The sequence below is a fragment of the Nocardia sp. bgisy134 genome (assembly GCF_965341865.1).
In the GTDB taxonomy this organism is placed as follows: domain Bacteria; phylum Actinomycetota; class Actinomycetes; order Mycobacteriales; family Mycobacteriaceae; genus Nocardia.
In genome coordinates this window covers 319,764-335,133 of sequence record NZ_CBDQZP010000003.1, presented here as the reverse complement: position 1 = coordinate 335,133, position 15,370 = coordinate 319,764, and the positions used below count along the sequence as shown (strand labels likewise).

The window sequence follows — 15,370 nt, the reverse complement described above, 5'->3', positions numbered from 1 at the left end:
TGTGCTCGCTCAGTCGGCACGGAAGACCCCAGATCGACCGTGCCGACTGAGCTACGCTCGTGCTGAGTCCAACCGGCGCGGTTGGCGAATGCCGGTGGGGTTGGAGGCGATTCGATGACGATGCCGGTTCCCAGCTCGGACCATTGGACGGCTGCCGACCTCGATCGCATGCCCGATGACGGATTGCGCTACGAGGTGCTCAACGGTCAGCTCGTCGTGAACGCCGTTCCGACACCGCGGCATCAGCGGGTGCTCGAGCGGCTGGAGAGCGCGCTGGAGGCCGTCCGGCCCCATGAGTACGAGGTGATGCGGGGCGTCGGTGTCCTGACCGGAGACGACGAGCCCATTCCAGATCTGATCGTGGTCACCGGCCCGATCGACTGGGACGGTCGCGGGATTCCTGTCGGGCAGGTTCAGCTTGCCGTCGAAGTGGTCTCCAACTCGACCACATTGCAGGACCGCATGGTGAAGCCGGTTCTCTACGCCGAGGCGGGGATTCCGAACTACTGGCGCTTCGAGCTCAATGCCTTCAAGGGACAACTGCCGGGCGAGTCGTTGCCGGTGGCGTTCGTCCATTCCCTCGGCGGCGACCGCAGTTACGAGCCGACGTATCGGGTCGCAGCCGGGGAGAAGGTTACTTTGCGAGCTCCTTTCGAGTTCACCCTCGATCCGGTCTCGTTACTGCCTTGACACCTCACGAAGGCCGCTGCCGTGGATCGGCGGCGGCCTTTTCGGGGTGTTGGGGGCAGCAGGGATGGGGTGGTGCGCTCAGCGCACCTCCTGGATCGAGCGGGACCGGCTGGGGCGCCGAGTTATGAGTTCCCCGTGGCACGGGCGGAAGCCAACCCCGCCCGTGCCGTCGACAGGACTCCTAGTTGCAGCTGTAGGCGGAGCCGCACCGCAGGAGGCGAAGCAGCCCATCGAAGCCGCTGATCAGTGCACTACCCGACGACGGTGCGGGCTCGCCGGGCGCGATCACCGGTGTGGCGGTAATCGGTTCGGCCGCAGCAGGACCCGCTGTGAGGACTGCTCCGAAGGCCAGTGCCGCGACGCCTGCGCCGAGCAGCTTGGTGAACGACATGATGAATCCTTTGTCCAATTCTATGGTTATGGATGACGGCTCGCCGTCATCCATATTTGACCAATCGGTCGGACTAGCTCCGGCGTTACGAAAAGTGGCGCGCGCCAAAGAATTTCGGGGCCACCGGTCTGGTCAGGCGGGGATCGCGTGTTCCTCGGTGAAGAGTTTGCGGCAGGTGGGGGCGCAGAAGGCGTAGTAGGTGCCGTTGTGGGTGAGAGTCAGCTCCGCGGTGGCCAATTCGACGGTCATGCCGCAGATCGGGTCGATGGCGAAACCCTCGGGGGCTTCCCGGGTTTCGCCGGAGTTGCGGTAGTCCTCGGTCATCAGCTCGGTGATCTCGGTGCCGGTGAGGGGGCGGCCGAGAGCGGCGAGACCGCGTTCGCGGAGGCCGACGATCTGGATCACGCAGTGCGGTTCGCGGGTGAGGCGTTCCGGATCGGGCTCGGTCGCCGCGATCGCCTCGGTGATCATCGGCACGACGTGGTCGGCGAATCGCGGGTTGTTGCTCCACGAACCGGGGACGGTGAGACGTACGAGGTAGCGCGGTGCGGCGGGTCCGCCCGTCGCCCACACGTCCGGCTCCCGGACGAGCACGTGGGTCAGTTCGCGCGCCTTGTCGAGCACCGTGTCCGGCGCGTCGTCCTCGGTGGTCAGTGCGTACAGGATGCGTTCGGCGAGTGCGTGTTTGCGCTCGGCGTCGAGGACGCCCGCGGTCACGAACAGCTCGATGGTCATCACGAGTGTGTCCCCTTCTCGAATGCGTAGTCGATGGCGCCGTAACCGAACGCGCTTGCGAGCCGTCCGGCGCTCAGCAGCGCGCCCGCCCTGACGACACGTGGCTGCGCGGCTCCGGCCGTGCGCGAGGCAGCCTGCGGCTCGGCGATCGCCGTCACCGGAGCTGCTCGGCGGGCACGAGCGCCAGCAGTTCGTCGACCGACCACTGGTCGTAGACGTGCGTCCCGTGCTTGGCGGCCAGCACTCGGCCGTCGGGGGCGATGAGGAAATCCGCGGGCAGGCCGAGCGGGCCGCCGTCGGGCCGGCTCGGGGGAGCGGGACGGTCGCGGCGCAGCATGGCGCGCAGGTCGTGCGCGACAGCGCGGGCGATGGCGGGCCAGCCGCGCGGGTCGAGCAGGGCGCGCGGTGAGGTCTCGACGCCGAACTCGCGGTAGAGGATGCGGTCCGGGTCGGCGATGACGTCGAGCGGCAGATCGTCGGTGTACTTGCGCAGTTCCTCCGCGTGCGAGTGGAAGACGATCACCTCGCGGATGTTCGCCGCGGCGATCTCGGCGCGGCGAGTGACGATCGAACGCAGGTGCAGGTTGCATACCGGGCAGCCCGCGAAACGACGGAATTGCAGGTGAACGAGGCAATCGGGGTCCGGGATCGGTACCTCGACGCCGGTGATGGTCCGCAAGGTGCGCGCGGCGACGGAAGTCGGCAGTGACATGGTCTCTCCTTCGTAAGTGTACGACGTACGCCTACGACCAGTATGCGCGTACCTTGTACGCTGTCAACCCATGCCACGTCCTCGTTCGCTGACCACCGACGATCTCGGGAACGCCGCCCTCGCCGTCATCGACCGCGACGGGCTCGAAGGACTGACCATGCGGGCCGTCGCGAAGGAACTGCGCGTCGCCACCATGGGCCTGTATCGCTATGTCGCAGACCGGGATCAGCTCGAGGTGCTGGTGGTCGATCGGGTGCTCGGAGCCATGGAGACCGTGCCCCCGGAGGGGGAGGACTGGCGAGCCAGGGCCGTGGTCCTGCTGACGCGGATGCGGGCCGCCGTCGCGGCCCATCCCGCCGTGGTGCCGCTGATCTTGCGGCACCGCCAGTCCTCCGCCGCGTCGCTGCACTGGATGGAGGCCATGCTGACCGTGCTCACCGACGCGGGCTTCGCAGGCCGGGAGCGGGTGATCGCGCAGCGCACGGTGGTCGGCTTCCTGCTCGGCTTCCTGCAGAACGAGCACTACGCCTCGATCGCGGGGCCGGGCACCGCGACCATCGCGGCGCTGGCCACCGACGACTTCCCGCTGCTGGTGCAGACGGCGAGCCGGGCGCGGACGATGTCGGTCGACGACGAATTCCGCGGCGGCGTCGAGATCGTGCTACGCGGACTATCGCCGAGCTGAAACCGGCTGCGGCCGTGCGCGATCCGGCTACCCGAAGATCTTCGCCAGGTCGACGGACTCGCCCATCGCTCGCGCGCCCGCGTCGTTGAGGTGCATGCCGTCACCGCTGTCGAACTCGGGCCGGATGTAGTCCGGCCGCTGCGGATCGGCGACGGCGCGGTCCACGTCGAAGACCGAGTCGAAAACGTCCGTGCCCCGGATCCATTCGTTCACGGCGTGCCGAGTGGCCAGGGTCTCGGCGACAGGGAGGCCAGGGTAGATGCAGCCCGCGTAAGGACCGATGGTGGCCGCGTGGATGGTCAGCCCGGCGGCGTGCGCGCGGCGAGCCAGTTCGGTGAATCCCTCGATGAGTTCCGTTGCGGTGGCGGGCGCTTGGCCGCCCATGCCGCCGAGGATCAGGTCGTTGATGCCGAAATGGATCAGCACGTGGCGCACGCCGGGGACGTCGCGGGCGTCGCGGGCGAACCGGTCCAGGCCGCGTTCGCCGATCTCCTCGGTGAGCAGCCGGTTTCCGCCGATGCCCTGGTTCACCACCCAGCCGCGTCGCGTGCGCTCGTTGAGCACGTCGACCGAGCGGCGGTTGGCGCCGAGCGTGCTGCCGACGCCCTCGAACCACGAATCCCCGAAGGCGACCGCGATGTCGGTCCCGGCGGGCGCGAGGACGTCGACGCCGCTCACGAAGAAGCGGCAGGGAATCTCTTGCGCGTCGGGCATGCCGGTCGCGCCGGTGTGATCGCCACTCGCGGCGTAGGCGATTTCGGTGGGCATGTGCGAGAACGTCGCGGGCCCGGTCGGCTCCGGCAGGTAGAGGCTGAACAGCAGATCGTCGCCCGCGTCCACCGCGAGGTCGATCGGATCGCTGAGCACTTCGCCGCCCGCGGGCACGGTCACCCGCGCCGCTCCGGCGAACCGCACTTCGCGGTCGGTCTCTTGGACGATCTCGTCGGCGGTCTTGCGCAGCGCGATCCGGGCGGCCCCGATGACGAGAGGGGTCCGTCCGTAGCGGTTGGTCAGGCGAACGCGGATCTGCTCGCCGCCGCCCGCCATATGCAGCACCTGGCGCAGGGTCTGATCGGTGAATTCGTGCGAATCGGTGAGCTTGATCCGCTCGTACGGGCTGATCACGGCCGAGCGGAAGCCTGCGACCCATCCGGTGGCTTGCGATGACATGAGAACTCCCAAGTTGTTGACGCGAGGAATATTGCGTTGTCATATATCTACTCCAATGTATTCCTCCCGTCAACTATCCGCGCGTCAAATACATCCGGTAGAGTCCGGGTCATGGACGAGCCCGACCTCTTCGACGATCCGCGCCTGACCGCGATGGGCCTGCTCTACGAGGCGCACGACGGCCTGCTCGCCAAGCTGGAGCCGACCTGGAAGTCGAGTGGCCTCTCCGGCTTGGACCTCAACGCTTTGCTTCGCCTGAGCCGTTCCCCCGAACGGCGACTACGCATGACCGACCTCGCGACGCAGACCTCGCTGTCGACCAGCGGCGTCACCCGGCTGGTCGACCGGCTGTCCGCGGCGGGACTGGTCGAGCGCGTGCTGGACCCGGCCGACCGTCGCAGCGCTCGCGCGGTGCTGACCGACGCCGGTGTGCGCCGCCTCGAACAGGTGCTGCCGGACTATCTCGACGCGATTCAGCGCTGGTTCACCGGTCTGCTCGCGCCGGAACAACTCGAAGCGCTGACCACCGCGCTGCGGATCGTCCGCGATGCCACGAACCCGGACGCCACCGCGCGCACCGATTGACGGCTTACTCGGCCGCCTCCCGTAGGCGCTCGAGTCCGTCGAGGACGAGCTCGAGGCCGAATTCGAACTCCGCGATGCCGTCGTGCACGCCGTCGATGACCAGCCTGGTGAGCGCGTTCATGTGCGGGTGCGTCGATTCCGGAATGCGCGGCAGGAAATAGGTTGCCGCCGCGACGTATTCGGAAGGCTCCAGCGGAAAGGTCGACTCCCGCAGGGTGAACCCGTAGATGTGCGCGTCCATCGCGTTCCAGGCCCGGTCCGCCTGTTGGTAGGTGAAACCGGCGGCGCGCAGGCAGCCGAGCGTGGCGTCGATGTAGCGCAGCATCGCCGGGCCGACGTTCACCCGCGAGCCGATCAGTCCGGTCGCCCAGGGGTGGCGGCGCAGCGCCTCGTGCGCGGACACGGCGCGGGTGCGCAGCGCCGCCTTCCAGTCCCCGCCGATCTCGGGCGCCGCCATCTCGGCGACCACCAGATCCGCGATCCCGTCGAGCAGGTCGTCCTTGTTCGCGACGTGGTTGTACAGCGACATCGCCTCCACGCCGAGGGTCTGGGCCAGCTTGCGCATGGACAGCGCGTGGAGTCCCTGCTCGTCGGCGAGGCGGACGGCGGCGCGCAGGACACGCTCGCGGGTGAGCCGGGCGCGCTCGGCGGGCTTGGTCATCGATCGCTCTCCCTTGACGGACTTACACCGTAAGCGTAGCGTTCGAGCTGTAGCACTTACGGTGTAAGTAGAGGTGGTAACCGCCATGTCGGAATCGTCGAGCCCGCGCACAGTGACCGGTCGGGACGTGATGACCGCGATTGTCGCGCCGCGCTACGGGTCGAGTGACGTCTTGCGCGTCGAGGAGGTACCGCGCCCGGAGCCCGCCCCGCACGAGGTTTCGGTCCGGGTCAGGGCGGCCGCCGTAGCCTCGGGCGACGTGCACCTGCTCACCGGCAAGCCGTATCTCATCCGGCTGATGGGCTTCGGGGTGCGCAAGCCCAAGCATCCGGTGATCGGCCACGATCTCGCGGGTGAGGTGGTGACCGTCGGATCGGCGGTCACCTCGTTCCGGATCGGGGATCGGGTATACGGTGCAACGGATTTCGGAGCGTTCGCCGAATACGTTTGTGTCGACGCCGCCACCCTCGCGCCGATACCCGCCGGTCTCTCCTTCGAACAGGCTGCCGCCGTGCCGGATTCGGGCATGACAGCGCTCCAGGGTCTGCGCGATGTCGGCGGTGTGCGCGCCGGACAGTCGGTGTTGATCAACGGCGCCTCCGGCGGGGTCGGTGGCTTCGCCGTGCAAATCGCCAAGGCGCTCGGCGCGCGGGTGACAGCGGTGTGCAGCACGCGTCACGTCGAGTTCGTGCGCGGCCTCGGCGCTGATCGTGTGATCGACTACACGACTACGGATTTTGTGCAGTCGGGCGAACGCTACGACGTGCTGCTCGACCTGGTCGGCAACCGCGGCCTCGCCGACTGCCGCAAGGTGCTCGCGCCCGAAGGCGTCTTCGTGTCCTCGGCGGGCTCGCCGGGCGGCGACTGGATCGGTCCGGTGCTCTGGATCGGCCGGGTGGTCGTAGCCGACCTTTTCATCCGGCAGACCATGCGCCCGCTGCTGATGAAGCCGCGGCGAGCCGATCTGGAATTCCTCACCGAACTCGTCGAGAGCGGCAAGCTACGCCCGGTGATCGAGCGCGAATATCCGTTGCGCGACGCCGTGGCCGCGATCTCCCATGTCGCCGAGGGGCATGCTCAGGGCAAGACGGTGCTCGTCGTCAGCAGGCCCGGTGCCGGCGAAGCTTCGTGAGGTTCGCAGCGCTCCATCGAGTACCAGCGGCGGTGGCCGGGGCGGGAGGTGTCGATGAAGAGCAGGCCGCAATCGTCGGCCGTGCACGCTCGGATGCGAGCGGCCCGTTGAACAGCTCGATGACGTCGCGCGCGAGCATCGACAGCGTCGCGCGTGCGGTAGGCGCGGCGCAGGTCGGCGTCCCGGTTCACCCCTGAACCCGGTGCGGCGGATCAGGAGACCGCGTCCGCGAAGCGCTCGGCCAGCGTGCGGACGCGCTCGACGAGCTCGGGCGGCTCGTGCACCCGAAAGGGGAAGTCGAACAGCGCCACGTACACGGCGAGTTCATCGAGCGAGTTGGAACCCGTTCGCAGCAGGCAGCTTTCGGCATCGATCGGCTCGATGACGCCGACCGTCGGCGCGATGCGGTCCGCAGCCACCGCCGCAGGCACGCCCAGGGTGATGCGGGCGGCGTAGCGGTAGGGCGCGGTCGTCACGCCTCGCGAGATGTAGCCCGACAGATCGATTTCGGGCGCCTCGCGCGGCGTGAACCGCGGCCCGGTGGGGATGCGCGGGTGCATCCGGTCGACCCGGTAGGTGCGCCAGTCGTCGCGATCGACGTCCCAGCCGATGAGGTACCAGCGGCGGCCGGTGTGCGCCAGCCGGTGCGGTTCGGCGGTGCGTAAAGAGCTCGCGCCCTCATGGTTTCGGTAGTCGAAGCGCAGCCGGTGCTGGTCGCGGATGGCGGCGGCGACGGCGGTGAGCACGTCGGGATCGACCGTCGCGCCCGCGGCGGGGACGGTGACCGTCACCGAGTGCAGTAGCTGCACGCGATGTCGCAACCGGGAGGGGAGCACCTGCTCGAGCTTGGTGAGCGCGCGCAGCGAACTGTCCTCGATACCGGCGATGGTGCCGCCCGCGGCGGTGCGCAGGCCGACCGCGACGGCCACCGCCTCGTCGTCGTCGAGCAGCAGTGGCGGCAGCTTCGCGCCCGCGCCGAGCCGGTATCCCGCCACGCCCGCGGTCGCCTGCACCGGATAGCCGAGAGCCCGCAGCTTGTCGATGTCGCGGCGGACGGTGCGCACGTCGACCTCGAGGCGGGCGGCCAGGTCTGCCCCGGTCCAGTCGCGCGGGGTTTGCAGCAGCGACAGCAGGCGCAGCAGCCGGGCGGAGGTTTCCAACATGCGAGCAAGTCTGCCCGAAACCTAGGGCCGAAGCTGTCCTAGGTGGCTCCTATCGTCGTTCTCATGACCTTCGAGATCACCGAATTCCGCATCGACATCCCGCAGCAGCAGCTCGACGACCTGCACCGACGGCTCGACGCGGTGCGCTGGCCCGAGCCGCTGCCGGGCGACGACTGGGACACCGGCGTGCCCACCGCGTGGCTGCGCTCGCTGGTCGAGCACTGGCGCACCGGCTACGACTGGCGCGCCGCCGAGCGCGAACTCAACGCGCATCCGCAATTCCGCACCGAGATCGACGGACAGACGATCCACTTCCTGCACGTCCGCTCGCCCGAGCAGGACGCGCTCCCGCTGCTGCTCACGCACGGCTGGCCCGGATCGGTGGTCGAATTCCTCGATCTGATCGGCCCGTTGACCGATCCGAAGGCGTACGGCGGCGATCCCGCCGACGCGTTCCACGTGGTCATCCCCGCGCTGCCCGGGTTCGGATTCTCCGGCCCGGTGCGCGAATCCGGCTGGACCGTCGAGCGCGTCGGGCGGGCTTGGGCGGAGTTGATGCGCAGGCTCGGCTACGACCGCTACGGCGTGCAGGGCGGCGATATCGGCGCGGCGGTCAGTCCCGAGGTCGCGCGGGTGGCGCCGGACCGGGTGGTCGGCGTGCACACCAACGGCGGCACGGGCGCGTTCCCCGCGCTCCCGCTCTCGGAGCAGGAGCTCGCCGAGCTTTCCGACGTGGAGCGGGACCGTATCCGCCGGATCGAGGCGTTCATGAACGAGGAGTTCGGCTACATCGCGATCCAGTCCACCCGCCCCCAGACCCTCGCGTACGGGCTCACGGATTCGCCGGTCGGCCAATTGGCTTGGATCATGGACAAATTCCGCGAGTGGACGCATCCGCGCGCGGTGGAACCGGACAAGATCATCGACCGGGACCGCCTGCTGACCAACGCGATGCTGTACTGGCTCACCGGAACGGCGGGCTCCGCGGCCTACGTCGGTTACGCGCAGGACGCGCCGTGGGGCGCGACCAAGGTGAACTCCGGTGTGCCGACGGGTGTTCTGGTGTTCGCCCACGACGTCGCCATCCATCGCTACGACGAGCGGGAGAACACCATCACCCGCTGGACCGACGTGGATCGCGGTGGACATTTCGCCGCGCTGGAGGAGCCGGAGCTGCTCACCGACGACGTGCGGGCGTTCTTCCGCGACCTGCGCTGAACTCGCCGAAAAATGTTTCCGCTACCCCGGTTCCGGCATGTCGCCGCCGGAACAGGCGTATACCCGCCTTCACCGCGGCCGTGCGCGGCTATCGGCGAACCGCGTCCGGCGGTGTCCACTGTGGCGCACAATCGATGGGCAGGACCGCGGTGAGCAGGAGCGATCGCCATGACTGAGCCGTTGCGGATGACGCAGGAACATCGAGAGGCCTTCTGGCGGCGCTGCGGCTGGTCACCCGAGCAGCCCGAATCGCAGCGCCGCGCGATCGAACAGTGCTGGGGCGACGAGTGGATCGACCTGGCCGAACTGCTCGGCTGGTGAGGCGCGCCGCTCAGTCCACGCCGAGCTCGCCCGCACGCCGCCACGAGTCACGCTCGGCGGCAAAGGCTTTCGCCTGCGTCGCGCGGAAGCGGTCGATGTCGGCGGCATTGTCGGCGAGGAACGCACGGTAGTCGGCGAGCCGGAACTCGCCCTCCTCGGCGCGCACCTCCACCTTGCCCGCGGCGAAATCGGCTCGCATGTCGAGCAATTCCTCCGCGCTCACTGGATACCAGCTGATGCGGTCGAAATAGCGCAGCAGCCAAGGCATTTCGGTGGCGGCGTGGTTCCACACCTGGGTGGTGCGTCCGACGAACTGGTAACCGCCCGGCCCTTCCATGCCGTAGATGCACAGATACGCGCCGCCGATGCCGACCGCGTTCTCCGGCGTCCAGGTGCGGGCGGGGTTGTATTTGGTGGTCACCAGGCGGTGGCGCGGATCGATCGGGGTGGCCACCGGGGCGCCGAGATAGACGTCGCCGAGTCCGAGCACCAGGTACTGCGCATCGAAGACGGTGTCGTAGACGTCCTGCACCGTGGCAAGACCGTTCATGCGGCGGATGAACTCGATGTTCCACGGGCACCAGGGCGCGTCGGCGCGCACGCCGTGCATGTAGCGGGTGATCGCCTCCCTGGTGGCGGGGTCGTCCCAGGAGAGCGGCAGGTGCACGGTGCGGCTCGGCACCACGAGATCAGTGCCCGCGGGCAGCTCCCGCTCGGCCTCGGCGAGCAGCCCCAGCAGCGTGGGCACGGACAGGACGTGCGGATCGACGCGGATCTGCAGGGACCGCACACCCGGCGTCAGCTCCAGCACTCCGCGCGGGTTCGCCGCCAGCAGGTGCTGGTGCAACGCGTGCACGCGGGCACGCAAGCCGAGATCCAAGGTCATCGCACCGTATTCGACGAGCACGCCGTCGTCACCGGCCCGGCGATACGTCACCGCGGTCTCCGCGTCCACCTCGGCGCGGCGCAGCACACCGTCGTCGCCGTCGCCGCCCGGCGAAAGCACCGAAGGCCACGAGGCGCGACGGCCAGGACCGAGATCGCGCAGCGAGGCGGCGTGCTCACGGCGCACCGGCACGAAGCGCACCTTGTCGCCGGGGCTGAGCTGGCCCAGCTTCCACCGCTCGGCCGCGACCACCGTGACCGGGCAGACGAAGCCGCCGAGGCTCGGACCGTCGGGACCGAGCAGGATCGGGGTGTCACCGGTGAAGTCAAGCGCACCAACGGAATACGGAGTGTCGTGGATGTTGGACGGGTGCAGGCCCGCTTCCCCGCCGTCGGTGCGCGCCCACTCCGGCTTGGGACCGATCAACCGCACACCGGTGCGGTCGGAGTTGAAGTGCACCTCGTAATCGGTGCCGATGACGGTGTCGAAGTCGGCGCGGGTGAAGAACTCCGGTGCGCCGTGCGGTCCCTCGGTGACGGCCAGTTCCCAGCGTTGCGACAGCACCGGGCGGTCGTCGGCGGGCACGGCGGTCGCGAGGGGTGCGCGCGCTGCGCCCAACGGCAGGATCTCCCCGGCGCGCAGCGCCCCGCCCGCGCTGCCGCCGAACCGGCCGAGAGTGAAAGTGGCGGTGCTGCCGAGATATTCGGGTAGCTCGATACCGCCGGCCAACAGCACGTAGGTGCGCATGCCAGGTCCGCGAATCGCGCCGATCTCCAGTACGGCGCCCGCGGGCACCAGGACCGTCCGCCACTGCTCGACGGGCACGCCGTCCACTGTCACATCCGCCGGTGCGCCGGTCACGCACACCCATGTCGCGGTGGCGAACCGGAGCGCGGGCCCGCCGAGCGTGCATTCCAGTCCCGCCGCGCCCTCGGCGTTGCCGAGCACCCGGTTGCCGAGCCGGAAGGACAGGTCGTCCATCGGTCCGGACGGCGGAACACCGACGTGCCAGTAGCCGACGCGGCCCGGCCAATCCTGCACGGTGACGAGCATTCCGGGCCGCACCACTTCGACGGACGCGGCCGGCGCCTCGGCGATCTCGGGTTCCGGCGCGGGGGCGGGAATCTCGACGACCGTCATCGCGTGATCACCATGCGCACGGGTGTGGGGTCGAAACCGTTGCACGGGTTGTTGATCTGCGGGCAGTTGGACACCAGCACCAAGGTGTCGATCTCGGCGCGCAGCGTGACCTTCTTGCCCGGCGCGGACAACCCGTCCACGATGCCGAGGGTGCCGTCGGGTTCCACCGGGACGTTCATGAACCAGTTGATGTTCGACACCAGATCCCGTTTGCCGAGGCCCCATTTCATCGCCTCGACGAGGAAGTTCTCCACGCAGGCGTGCTGGTGACGGGTGTGGTGTCCGTAGCGAAGGGTGTTGGACTCCTGCGAGCAGGCGCCCGCGATGGTGTCGTGGTTGCCCACCTCGTCGGCGACCACCGTCATCAGCGCGGTGCCCGCCTCGGTCAGCAGCACACTGCCCGTGGTCAGGAAGATGTTGCGCTGGGCGGCGACGGTGGCCTGGGCGCTGTAGCGGTCGGCGGTGTCGGCGGCGGAGTAGAGCAGGCAGTCCACCGCCTGGTTGCCGTGCAGGTCGATGATCTCCAGTCGCTCGCCCGCGCGGACGATCGCCGACCACGGCGCGCGGGCGCGCACGGTCTCGTCGAGCACGACGGTCCGGGACAGGGTCGGGGTCATGCCGTCATCTCCAGGGTCATGGCCGTCCAGGCCGCTTCGGTGTTCTGCACGGCCCGTAGGTATTCCGGGTCGCCGTTGTGGTTCGCGGTCAGGTCTTTGGGTGCGGACCAGGCGACGATGTCGAGGTCGGTGGTCGCGCGCTCGTCGAGCGGGTGCGCCGCGTTGGCAACCAGCAGCACCGCGGGGAGGTGGACGAGCAGGTCCACCGAGGAGCCCGCGGGCGCGCTGCCCGTCGCGCTCAGCGCGCCGTCGGGCGCTACACGCACGCCGCGGAAGAACGAGAGGCTCGGGGCGATATCGCGCGGCGCGAGACCCTGTTTGGCGCCCGCGAGGCGCAGCAGGTCGCGGGCCTCGGGCGTGGGCCCGCACAGGGTGTCGTGGTGACCCGAGCTGTCGGCCAGCACGGTGCCCAGCACCCGGCCCTGATCGGTGAGCAGCGGATGCCCTGTCGAAAGGTACGCCTGCCACGGCACTTTCACGGTGTCGGCGACGTTCAGCCGCTCCCACGGTGCGTCGGCGCGCAGCAGCAGCACGTGGGCGCACGCGGACCCGGCGGGGTCGGTCAGCCGGACGCGGGTGCCGCGGCCGAGGACGACATTGGCGTAGCCGCCCGCCGGAATGCGCTGCGACCAGGTGATCTTCCCGGCAGGCACCTCGGAGGGCAGGTCAGGCCGGGCGAGGGTCGCGGCCGCGGCCTGGGCGCGAGCGTGTGAGCGGGCGCCCCCGGTGGAGGCGGTGCCCGCGTGCTCGGGGTTGCTTGGCTCGGTCATCGGAGTCCTTTCGAAGGGAACCCGTGCGCGGCGGTCGGTCGCCGGACCGCCGCGCACGGAACGAACGTGGTCAGGCCGGTTGCCCGGCGGGCTCTCCGGTCGACGCGGTGCGCGGTGCGGCGACGACGACCCGGTGCACGATCGCGCCGACGGTGGCCACGGCGAGCACGAAAAGCGGTGCGGCCCAAAGCATCCACCAGCCTCCGCCGTTGGGCGTGTACACCTCGGCGCGCGGCCAGGCCAGGTTGATCACCATGACGACGCCCCACACGACCGCCAGCGCGTTGACCGGAATCCCGAAGCGGCCCAGCGTGAACAGCGATTCGTCGGCGACCTCGTCCGTGTGACCCCAGCCCCGCAGCCGCCGGATCAGCAGCGGCACGGTGACCAGCAAGTAGGCCAGGTACAGCGAGACGATGCAGACGCTGGCGAGGGTGGCGAAGATCGCGGCGTTGCCGAGATTGACCACCAGCAGCATGATTCCGAGCAGGCCTATCACCACCGCGGGCGGCACCGGTGTGCCGTAGCGGGGGTGCACCGCGGCGAGCTGCCTGGCGAAGGGCAGCTTGCCGTCGCGGGCCATCGAGAACATGAGCCGTGAGCCCGCGGTCTGAATCGCCAGTGTGCACACCATGATCGCGACGGCGACACAGCCGAGCAGCACCTTGCCCGCCGGGCTGTCCAGCTTCGAGGTCAGGACGTAGGCGAGGCCCTCGGTGGCCAGCGCGCCGTCGTCCAGGCTCGGCGCCGCCATCAGCGCGCCGAGCAGCAGGAGCCCGCCGCCCAGCGCGGAGACCGACAGCGCGGTGAGAATGGTGCGCGGCGCGACCCGGCGCGGGTTCTTGGTCTCCTCGGAAAGCTCACCGGCGGAATCGAATCCGACCATCACGTAGGCGGCCATCAGCCCGGAGACGAGGAACGCGGCCCAGTACGGTCCTGGCGCGGCCTGGTCGGTGTGCAGCACGACGCCCGGGCCGCGTTCGCTGTTCACGAAGAACAGGCCGATGATCGCCGCGACGCCGACGATCTCGATGGTGACGCCGATGGAGTTGATCTTCGCCATCAGGTCGATGCCGATGACGTTGATCGTGGTGGTGACGACGAGCAGGATGCTGCCGAGCAGCACCGCGTTGGTCGCGCCGGATGCGGAGGTGAGCGCGGTGTCCTCGCCGACGATCTGGAATCCGCTCCAGATCGTCGGCAGCACCACCTGGAGCGCGATGGCGGCCGCGGCCGCGGTGACGATCTGCGCGACGACCATCATCCAGCCGGCGAACCAGCCCACGAGCTCGCCGCCGAGCCGCCGCGACCACTGGTAGATACAGCCGGAAAGTGGGTAGCGGGCGGCCAGTTCGGCGAAATTCAGCGCGACGAGGAACTGCCCGGCGAAGACGATCGGCCAGGTCCAGAAGAAGGCGGCGCCGCCGAACGAGTAGCCGAAGCCGAAGAACTGGAAGATCGTGGTGAGGATCGAGACGAACGAGAAGCCTGCCGCGAACGAGGCGTAGCGGCCCAGCTTGCGGTGGAGAACGGGCCGATAGCCGAAACTGGCGAGGTCGGCGCTGTCGACGTTGGCGTCGGAGGGCGGAGTCGGAGCGACTGTTGTGGCCATGGGCGGTGTCCTTCGGCGTGCGGCCAATACCTATCGCATGACAGTTTTGCGCTCGCGATCGCGGTTTCGATGTCCGCCGTGTATCGCTTGCGGCAACGCCGGTAACTTCTGCGTTGCCTGAGTTTCTATCAAGTGACAGAAACCTCTCCGTCGGATGACGGCTGCCGATGGCGCCGACCGTCGCCGTCGGTCGCGGTGCCAGAATGGGCAGGTGGCAAACCTCGGTCCCGGCCGTCCCCGTGTGGAACAGCGACCTCGCCGCGGTCACACGCCGCGCGCGGAAATCCTGGACGCGGCGGGCGAACTGTTCACCACCAACGGCTACGCCAACACCTCGACCAGGGCGGTGGCCGACGCCGTCGGCATCCGCCAGGCCTCCCTGTACCACCATTTCGCCGCCAAGGACGACATCCTCGACGCGCTGCTCACCGAAACCATCGCCGCCCCACTCGAACTCGCCGAACGCCTGCGCGCCGACGCGGACCCCGCGCCCACCCGCCTGTACGCGCTGGCCTGGTTCGACGTGCGGCAGCTCTGCGCGGCGCGCTGGAATCTCGGTGCGCTGTACCTGCTTCCCGAGCTGCGCACCGAGCGCTTCGCGGCGTTCCGCCTTCGCCGCGACGAATTGCGCGGGCACTATGAGACATTGGCCGAGTCCGTCATCGAAGGCGCGGGCGCGGCGGGGATTCCCGGCGCGGAGGTGCTGCCGTTCCGGCTCGTCGAGACGGTGATCAGCATCCGGTCCGACGAGGGCCGCGCGCCCGCCTACGCCGAACAGACCATCCCCGACGCCGCGCTGCGCATGCTCGGCTGGGCCGGTGATCTGGAGGAGGCGCGCTCCGACGCGGCTCTGCTGCTGGAGCGGCTCGCCGCGGACTAGGC

The 15,370-nt window shown here is 69.3% G+C and carries 19 protein-coding genes; 7 read left to right on the top strand and 12 right to left on the bottom strand.

Annotated elements, in window-relative coordinates; all coding sequences use genetic code 11:
* Nucleotides 1-114 precede the first annotated feature (114 nt).
* Nucleotides 115-690: a Uma2 family endonuclease gene (locus tag ACRWNM_RS08280; RefSeq protein ID WP_431965145.1), complete on the top strand. Its 576-nt coding sequence runs from the start codon at nucleotides 115-117 to the stop codon at nucleotides 688-690.
* A 181-nt stretch (nucleotides 691-871) separates the two neighbouring features.
* Here ACRWNM_RS08280 and ACRWNM_RS08275 read toward each other — a convergent pair whose 3' ends face one another.
* The 4 genes from ACRWNM_RS08275 to ACRWNM_RS08260 form a co-directional block, all read right to left on the bottom strand.
* Nucleotides 872-1,081: a hypothetical protein gene (locus ACRWNM_RS08275; protein WP_431965143.1), complete on the bottom strand. Its 210-nt coding sequence runs from the start codon at nucleotides 1,079-1,081 to the stop codon at nucleotides 872-874.
* Nucleotides 1,082-1,213: 132 nt separating this feature from the next.
* A complete protein-coding gene (locus ACRWNM_RS08270; protein WP_431965141.1) occupies nucleotides 1,214-1,816 on the bottom strand; it encodes an ATPase in 603 nt (200 codons plus the stop codon).
* The gene (locus tag ACRWNM_RS08265; RefSeq protein WP_431965139.1) at nucleotides 1,816-1,974 is read right to left on the bottom strand and encodes a hypothetical protein; all 159 of its coding nucleotides are present in this window, start codon (nucleotides 1,972-1,974) and stop codon (nucleotides 1,816-1,818) included. The genes ACRWNM_RS08270 and ACRWNM_RS08265 overlap by 1 nt, the downstream gene beginning before the upstream one ends.
* Nucleotides 1,971-2,528, bottom strand: coding sequence for a peroxiredoxin-like family protein (locus ACRWNM_RS08260; protein ID WP_431965137.1), 558 nt, complete (start codon nucleotides 2,526-2,528; stop codon nucleotides 1,971-1,973). The genes ACRWNM_RS08265 and ACRWNM_RS08260 overlap by 4 nt, the downstream gene beginning before the upstream one ends.
* Before the next feature lie 70 nt (nucleotides 2,529-2,598).
* Between ACRWNM_RS08260 and ACRWNM_RS08255 the strand changes: the two genes are divergently transcribed.
* The gene (locus tag ACRWNM_RS08255) at nucleotides 2,599-3,213 is read left to right on the top strand and encodes a TetR/AcrR family transcriptional regulator (protein ID WP_431965135.1); all 615 of its coding nucleotides are present in this window, start codon (nucleotides 2,599-2,601) and stop codon (nucleotides 3,211-3,213) included.
* Between the two features lie 27 nt (nucleotides 3,214-3,240).
* Here ACRWNM_RS08255 and ACRWNM_RS08250 read toward each other — a convergent pair whose 3' ends face one another.
* Nucleotides 3,241-4,383 carry a GDSL-type esterase/lipase family protein gene (locus ACRWNM_RS08250; protein ID WP_431965133.1) on the bottom strand — a complete coding sequence of 381 codons (1,143 nt, stop codon included), beginning with the start codon at nucleotides 4,381-4,383 and terminating at the stop codon, nucleotides 3,241-3,243.
* A 111-nt stretch (nucleotides 4,384-4,494) separates the two neighbouring features.
* Between ACRWNM_RS08250 and ACRWNM_RS08245 the strand changes: the two genes are divergently transcribed.
* A complete protein-coding gene (locus tag ACRWNM_RS08245) occupies nucleotides 4,495-4,968 on the top strand; it encodes a MarR family winged helix-turn-helix transcriptional regulator (RefSeq protein ID WP_431965131.1) in 474 nt (157 codons plus the stop codon).
* A 4-nt stretch (nucleotides 4,969-4,972) separates the two neighbouring features.
* On the opposite strand, the gene ACRWNM_RS08240 is transcribed toward ACRWNM_RS08245, so the two are convergent.
* Entirely contained in the window at nucleotides 4,973-5,629 is a 657-nt protein-coding gene (locus ACRWNM_RS08240) for a TetR/AcrR family transcriptional regulator C-terminal domain-containing protein (protein WP_431965129.1), read from the bottom strand.
* 85 nt (nucleotides 5,630-5,714) lie between these two features.
* On the opposite strand from ACRWNM_RS08240, the gene ACRWNM_RS08235 reads away from it, so the two are divergent.
* On the top strand, nucleotides 5,715-6,761 hold the full coding sequence (locus ACRWNM_RS08235) for an NAD(P)-dependent alcohol dehydrogenase (protein WP_431965127.1): 1,047 nt from the start codon (nucleotides 5,715-5,717) through the stop codon (nucleotides 6,759-6,761).
* Here the strand turns inward: ACRWNM_RS08235 and ACRWNM_RS08230 are convergent.
* Both ACRWNM_RS08230 and ACRWNM_RS08225 read right to left on the bottom strand, forming a co-directional pair.
* On the bottom strand, nucleotides 6,707-6,952 hold the full coding sequence (locus ACRWNM_RS08230) for a CGNR zinc finger domain-containing protein (protein WP_431965125.1): 246 nt from the start codon (nucleotides 6,950-6,952) through the stop codon (nucleotides 6,707-6,709). The two genes, ACRWNM_RS08235 and ACRWNM_RS08230, sit on opposite strands and share 55 nt — an antisense overlap.
* 21 nt (nucleotides 6,953-6,973) lie before the next feature.
* Nucleotides 6,974-7,924 carry a helix-turn-helix transcriptional regulator gene (locus ACRWNM_RS08225; RefSeq protein ID WP_431965123.1) on the bottom strand — a complete coding sequence of 317 codons (951 nt, stop codon included), beginning with the start codon at nucleotides 7,922-7,924 and terminating at the stop codon, nucleotides 6,974-6,976.
* 63 nt (nucleotides 7,925-7,987) lie between these two features.
* Here ACRWNM_RS08225 and ACRWNM_RS08220 point away from each other — a divergent pair, with 63 nt between their 5' ends.
* Together ACRWNM_RS08220 and ACRWNM_RS08215 are read left to right on the top strand one after the other, a co-directional pair.
* Nucleotides 7,988-9,142, top strand: a complete 1,155-nt coding sequence (locus ACRWNM_RS08220) for an epoxide hydrolase family protein (RefSeq protein WP_431965121.1) — start codon at nucleotides 7,988-7,990, stop codon at nucleotides 9,140-9,142.
* A 168-nt stretch (nucleotides 9,143-9,310) separates the two neighbouring features.
* On the top strand, nucleotides 9,311-9,463 hold the full coding sequence (locus tag ACRWNM_RS08215) for a hypothetical protein (RefSeq protein ID WP_431965119.1): 153 nt from the start codon (nucleotides 9,311-9,313) through the stop codon (nucleotides 9,461-9,463).
* A 10-nt stretch (nucleotides 9,464-9,473) separates the two neighbouring features.
* Here the strand turns inward: ACRWNM_RS08215 and ACRWNM_RS08210 are convergent, their stop codons facing one another.
* The 4 genes from ACRWNM_RS08210 to ACRWNM_RS08195 all read right to left on the bottom strand — a co-directional run bounded on the left by ACRWNM_RS08210 (nucleotide 9,474) and on the right by ACRWNM_RS08195 (nucleotide 14,488).
* Nucleotides 9,474-11,489 carry a 5-oxoprolinase/urea amidolyase family protein gene (locus ACRWNM_RS08210; RefSeq protein WP_431965117.1) on the bottom strand — a complete coding sequence of 672 codons (2,016 nt, stop codon included), beginning with the start codon at nucleotides 11,487-11,489 and terminating at the stop codon, nucleotides 9,474-9,476.
* Complete coding sequence (locus tag ACRWNM_RS08205; RefSeq protein WP_431965115.1) at nucleotides 11,486-12,106, bottom strand: urea amidolyase associated protein UAAP2; 621 nt, start codon at nucleotides 12,104-12,106, stop codon at nucleotides 11,486-11,488. Before ACRWNM_RS08205 ends, ACRWNM_RS08210 begins: the two co-directional genes overlap by 4 nt.
* Nucleotides 12,103-12,876 carry a DUF1989 domain-containing protein gene (locus ACRWNM_RS08200; protein ID WP_431965113.1) on the bottom strand — a complete coding sequence of 258 codons (774 nt, stop codon included), beginning with the start codon at nucleotides 12,874-12,876 and terminating at the stop codon, nucleotides 12,103-12,105. Before ACRWNM_RS08200 ends, ACRWNM_RS08205 begins: the two co-directional genes overlap by 4 nt.
* Before the next feature lie 70 nt (nucleotides 12,877-12,946).
* Complete coding sequence (locus ACRWNM_RS08195; protein WP_431965111.1) at nucleotides 12,947-14,488, bottom strand: amino acid permease; 1,542 nt, start codon at nucleotides 14,486-14,488, stop codon at nucleotides 12,947-12,949.
* A gap of 211 nt (nucleotides 14,489-14,699) precedes the next feature.
* Here ACRWNM_RS08195 and ACRWNM_RS08190 point away from each other — a divergent pair, with 211 nt between their 5' ends.
* A complete protein-coding gene (locus ACRWNM_RS08190; protein ID WP_431965109.1) occupies nucleotides 14,700-15,368 on the top strand; it encodes a TetR/AcrR family transcriptional regulator in 669 nt (222 codons plus the stop codon).
* Nucleotides 15,369-15,370: the final 2 nt, after the last annotated feature.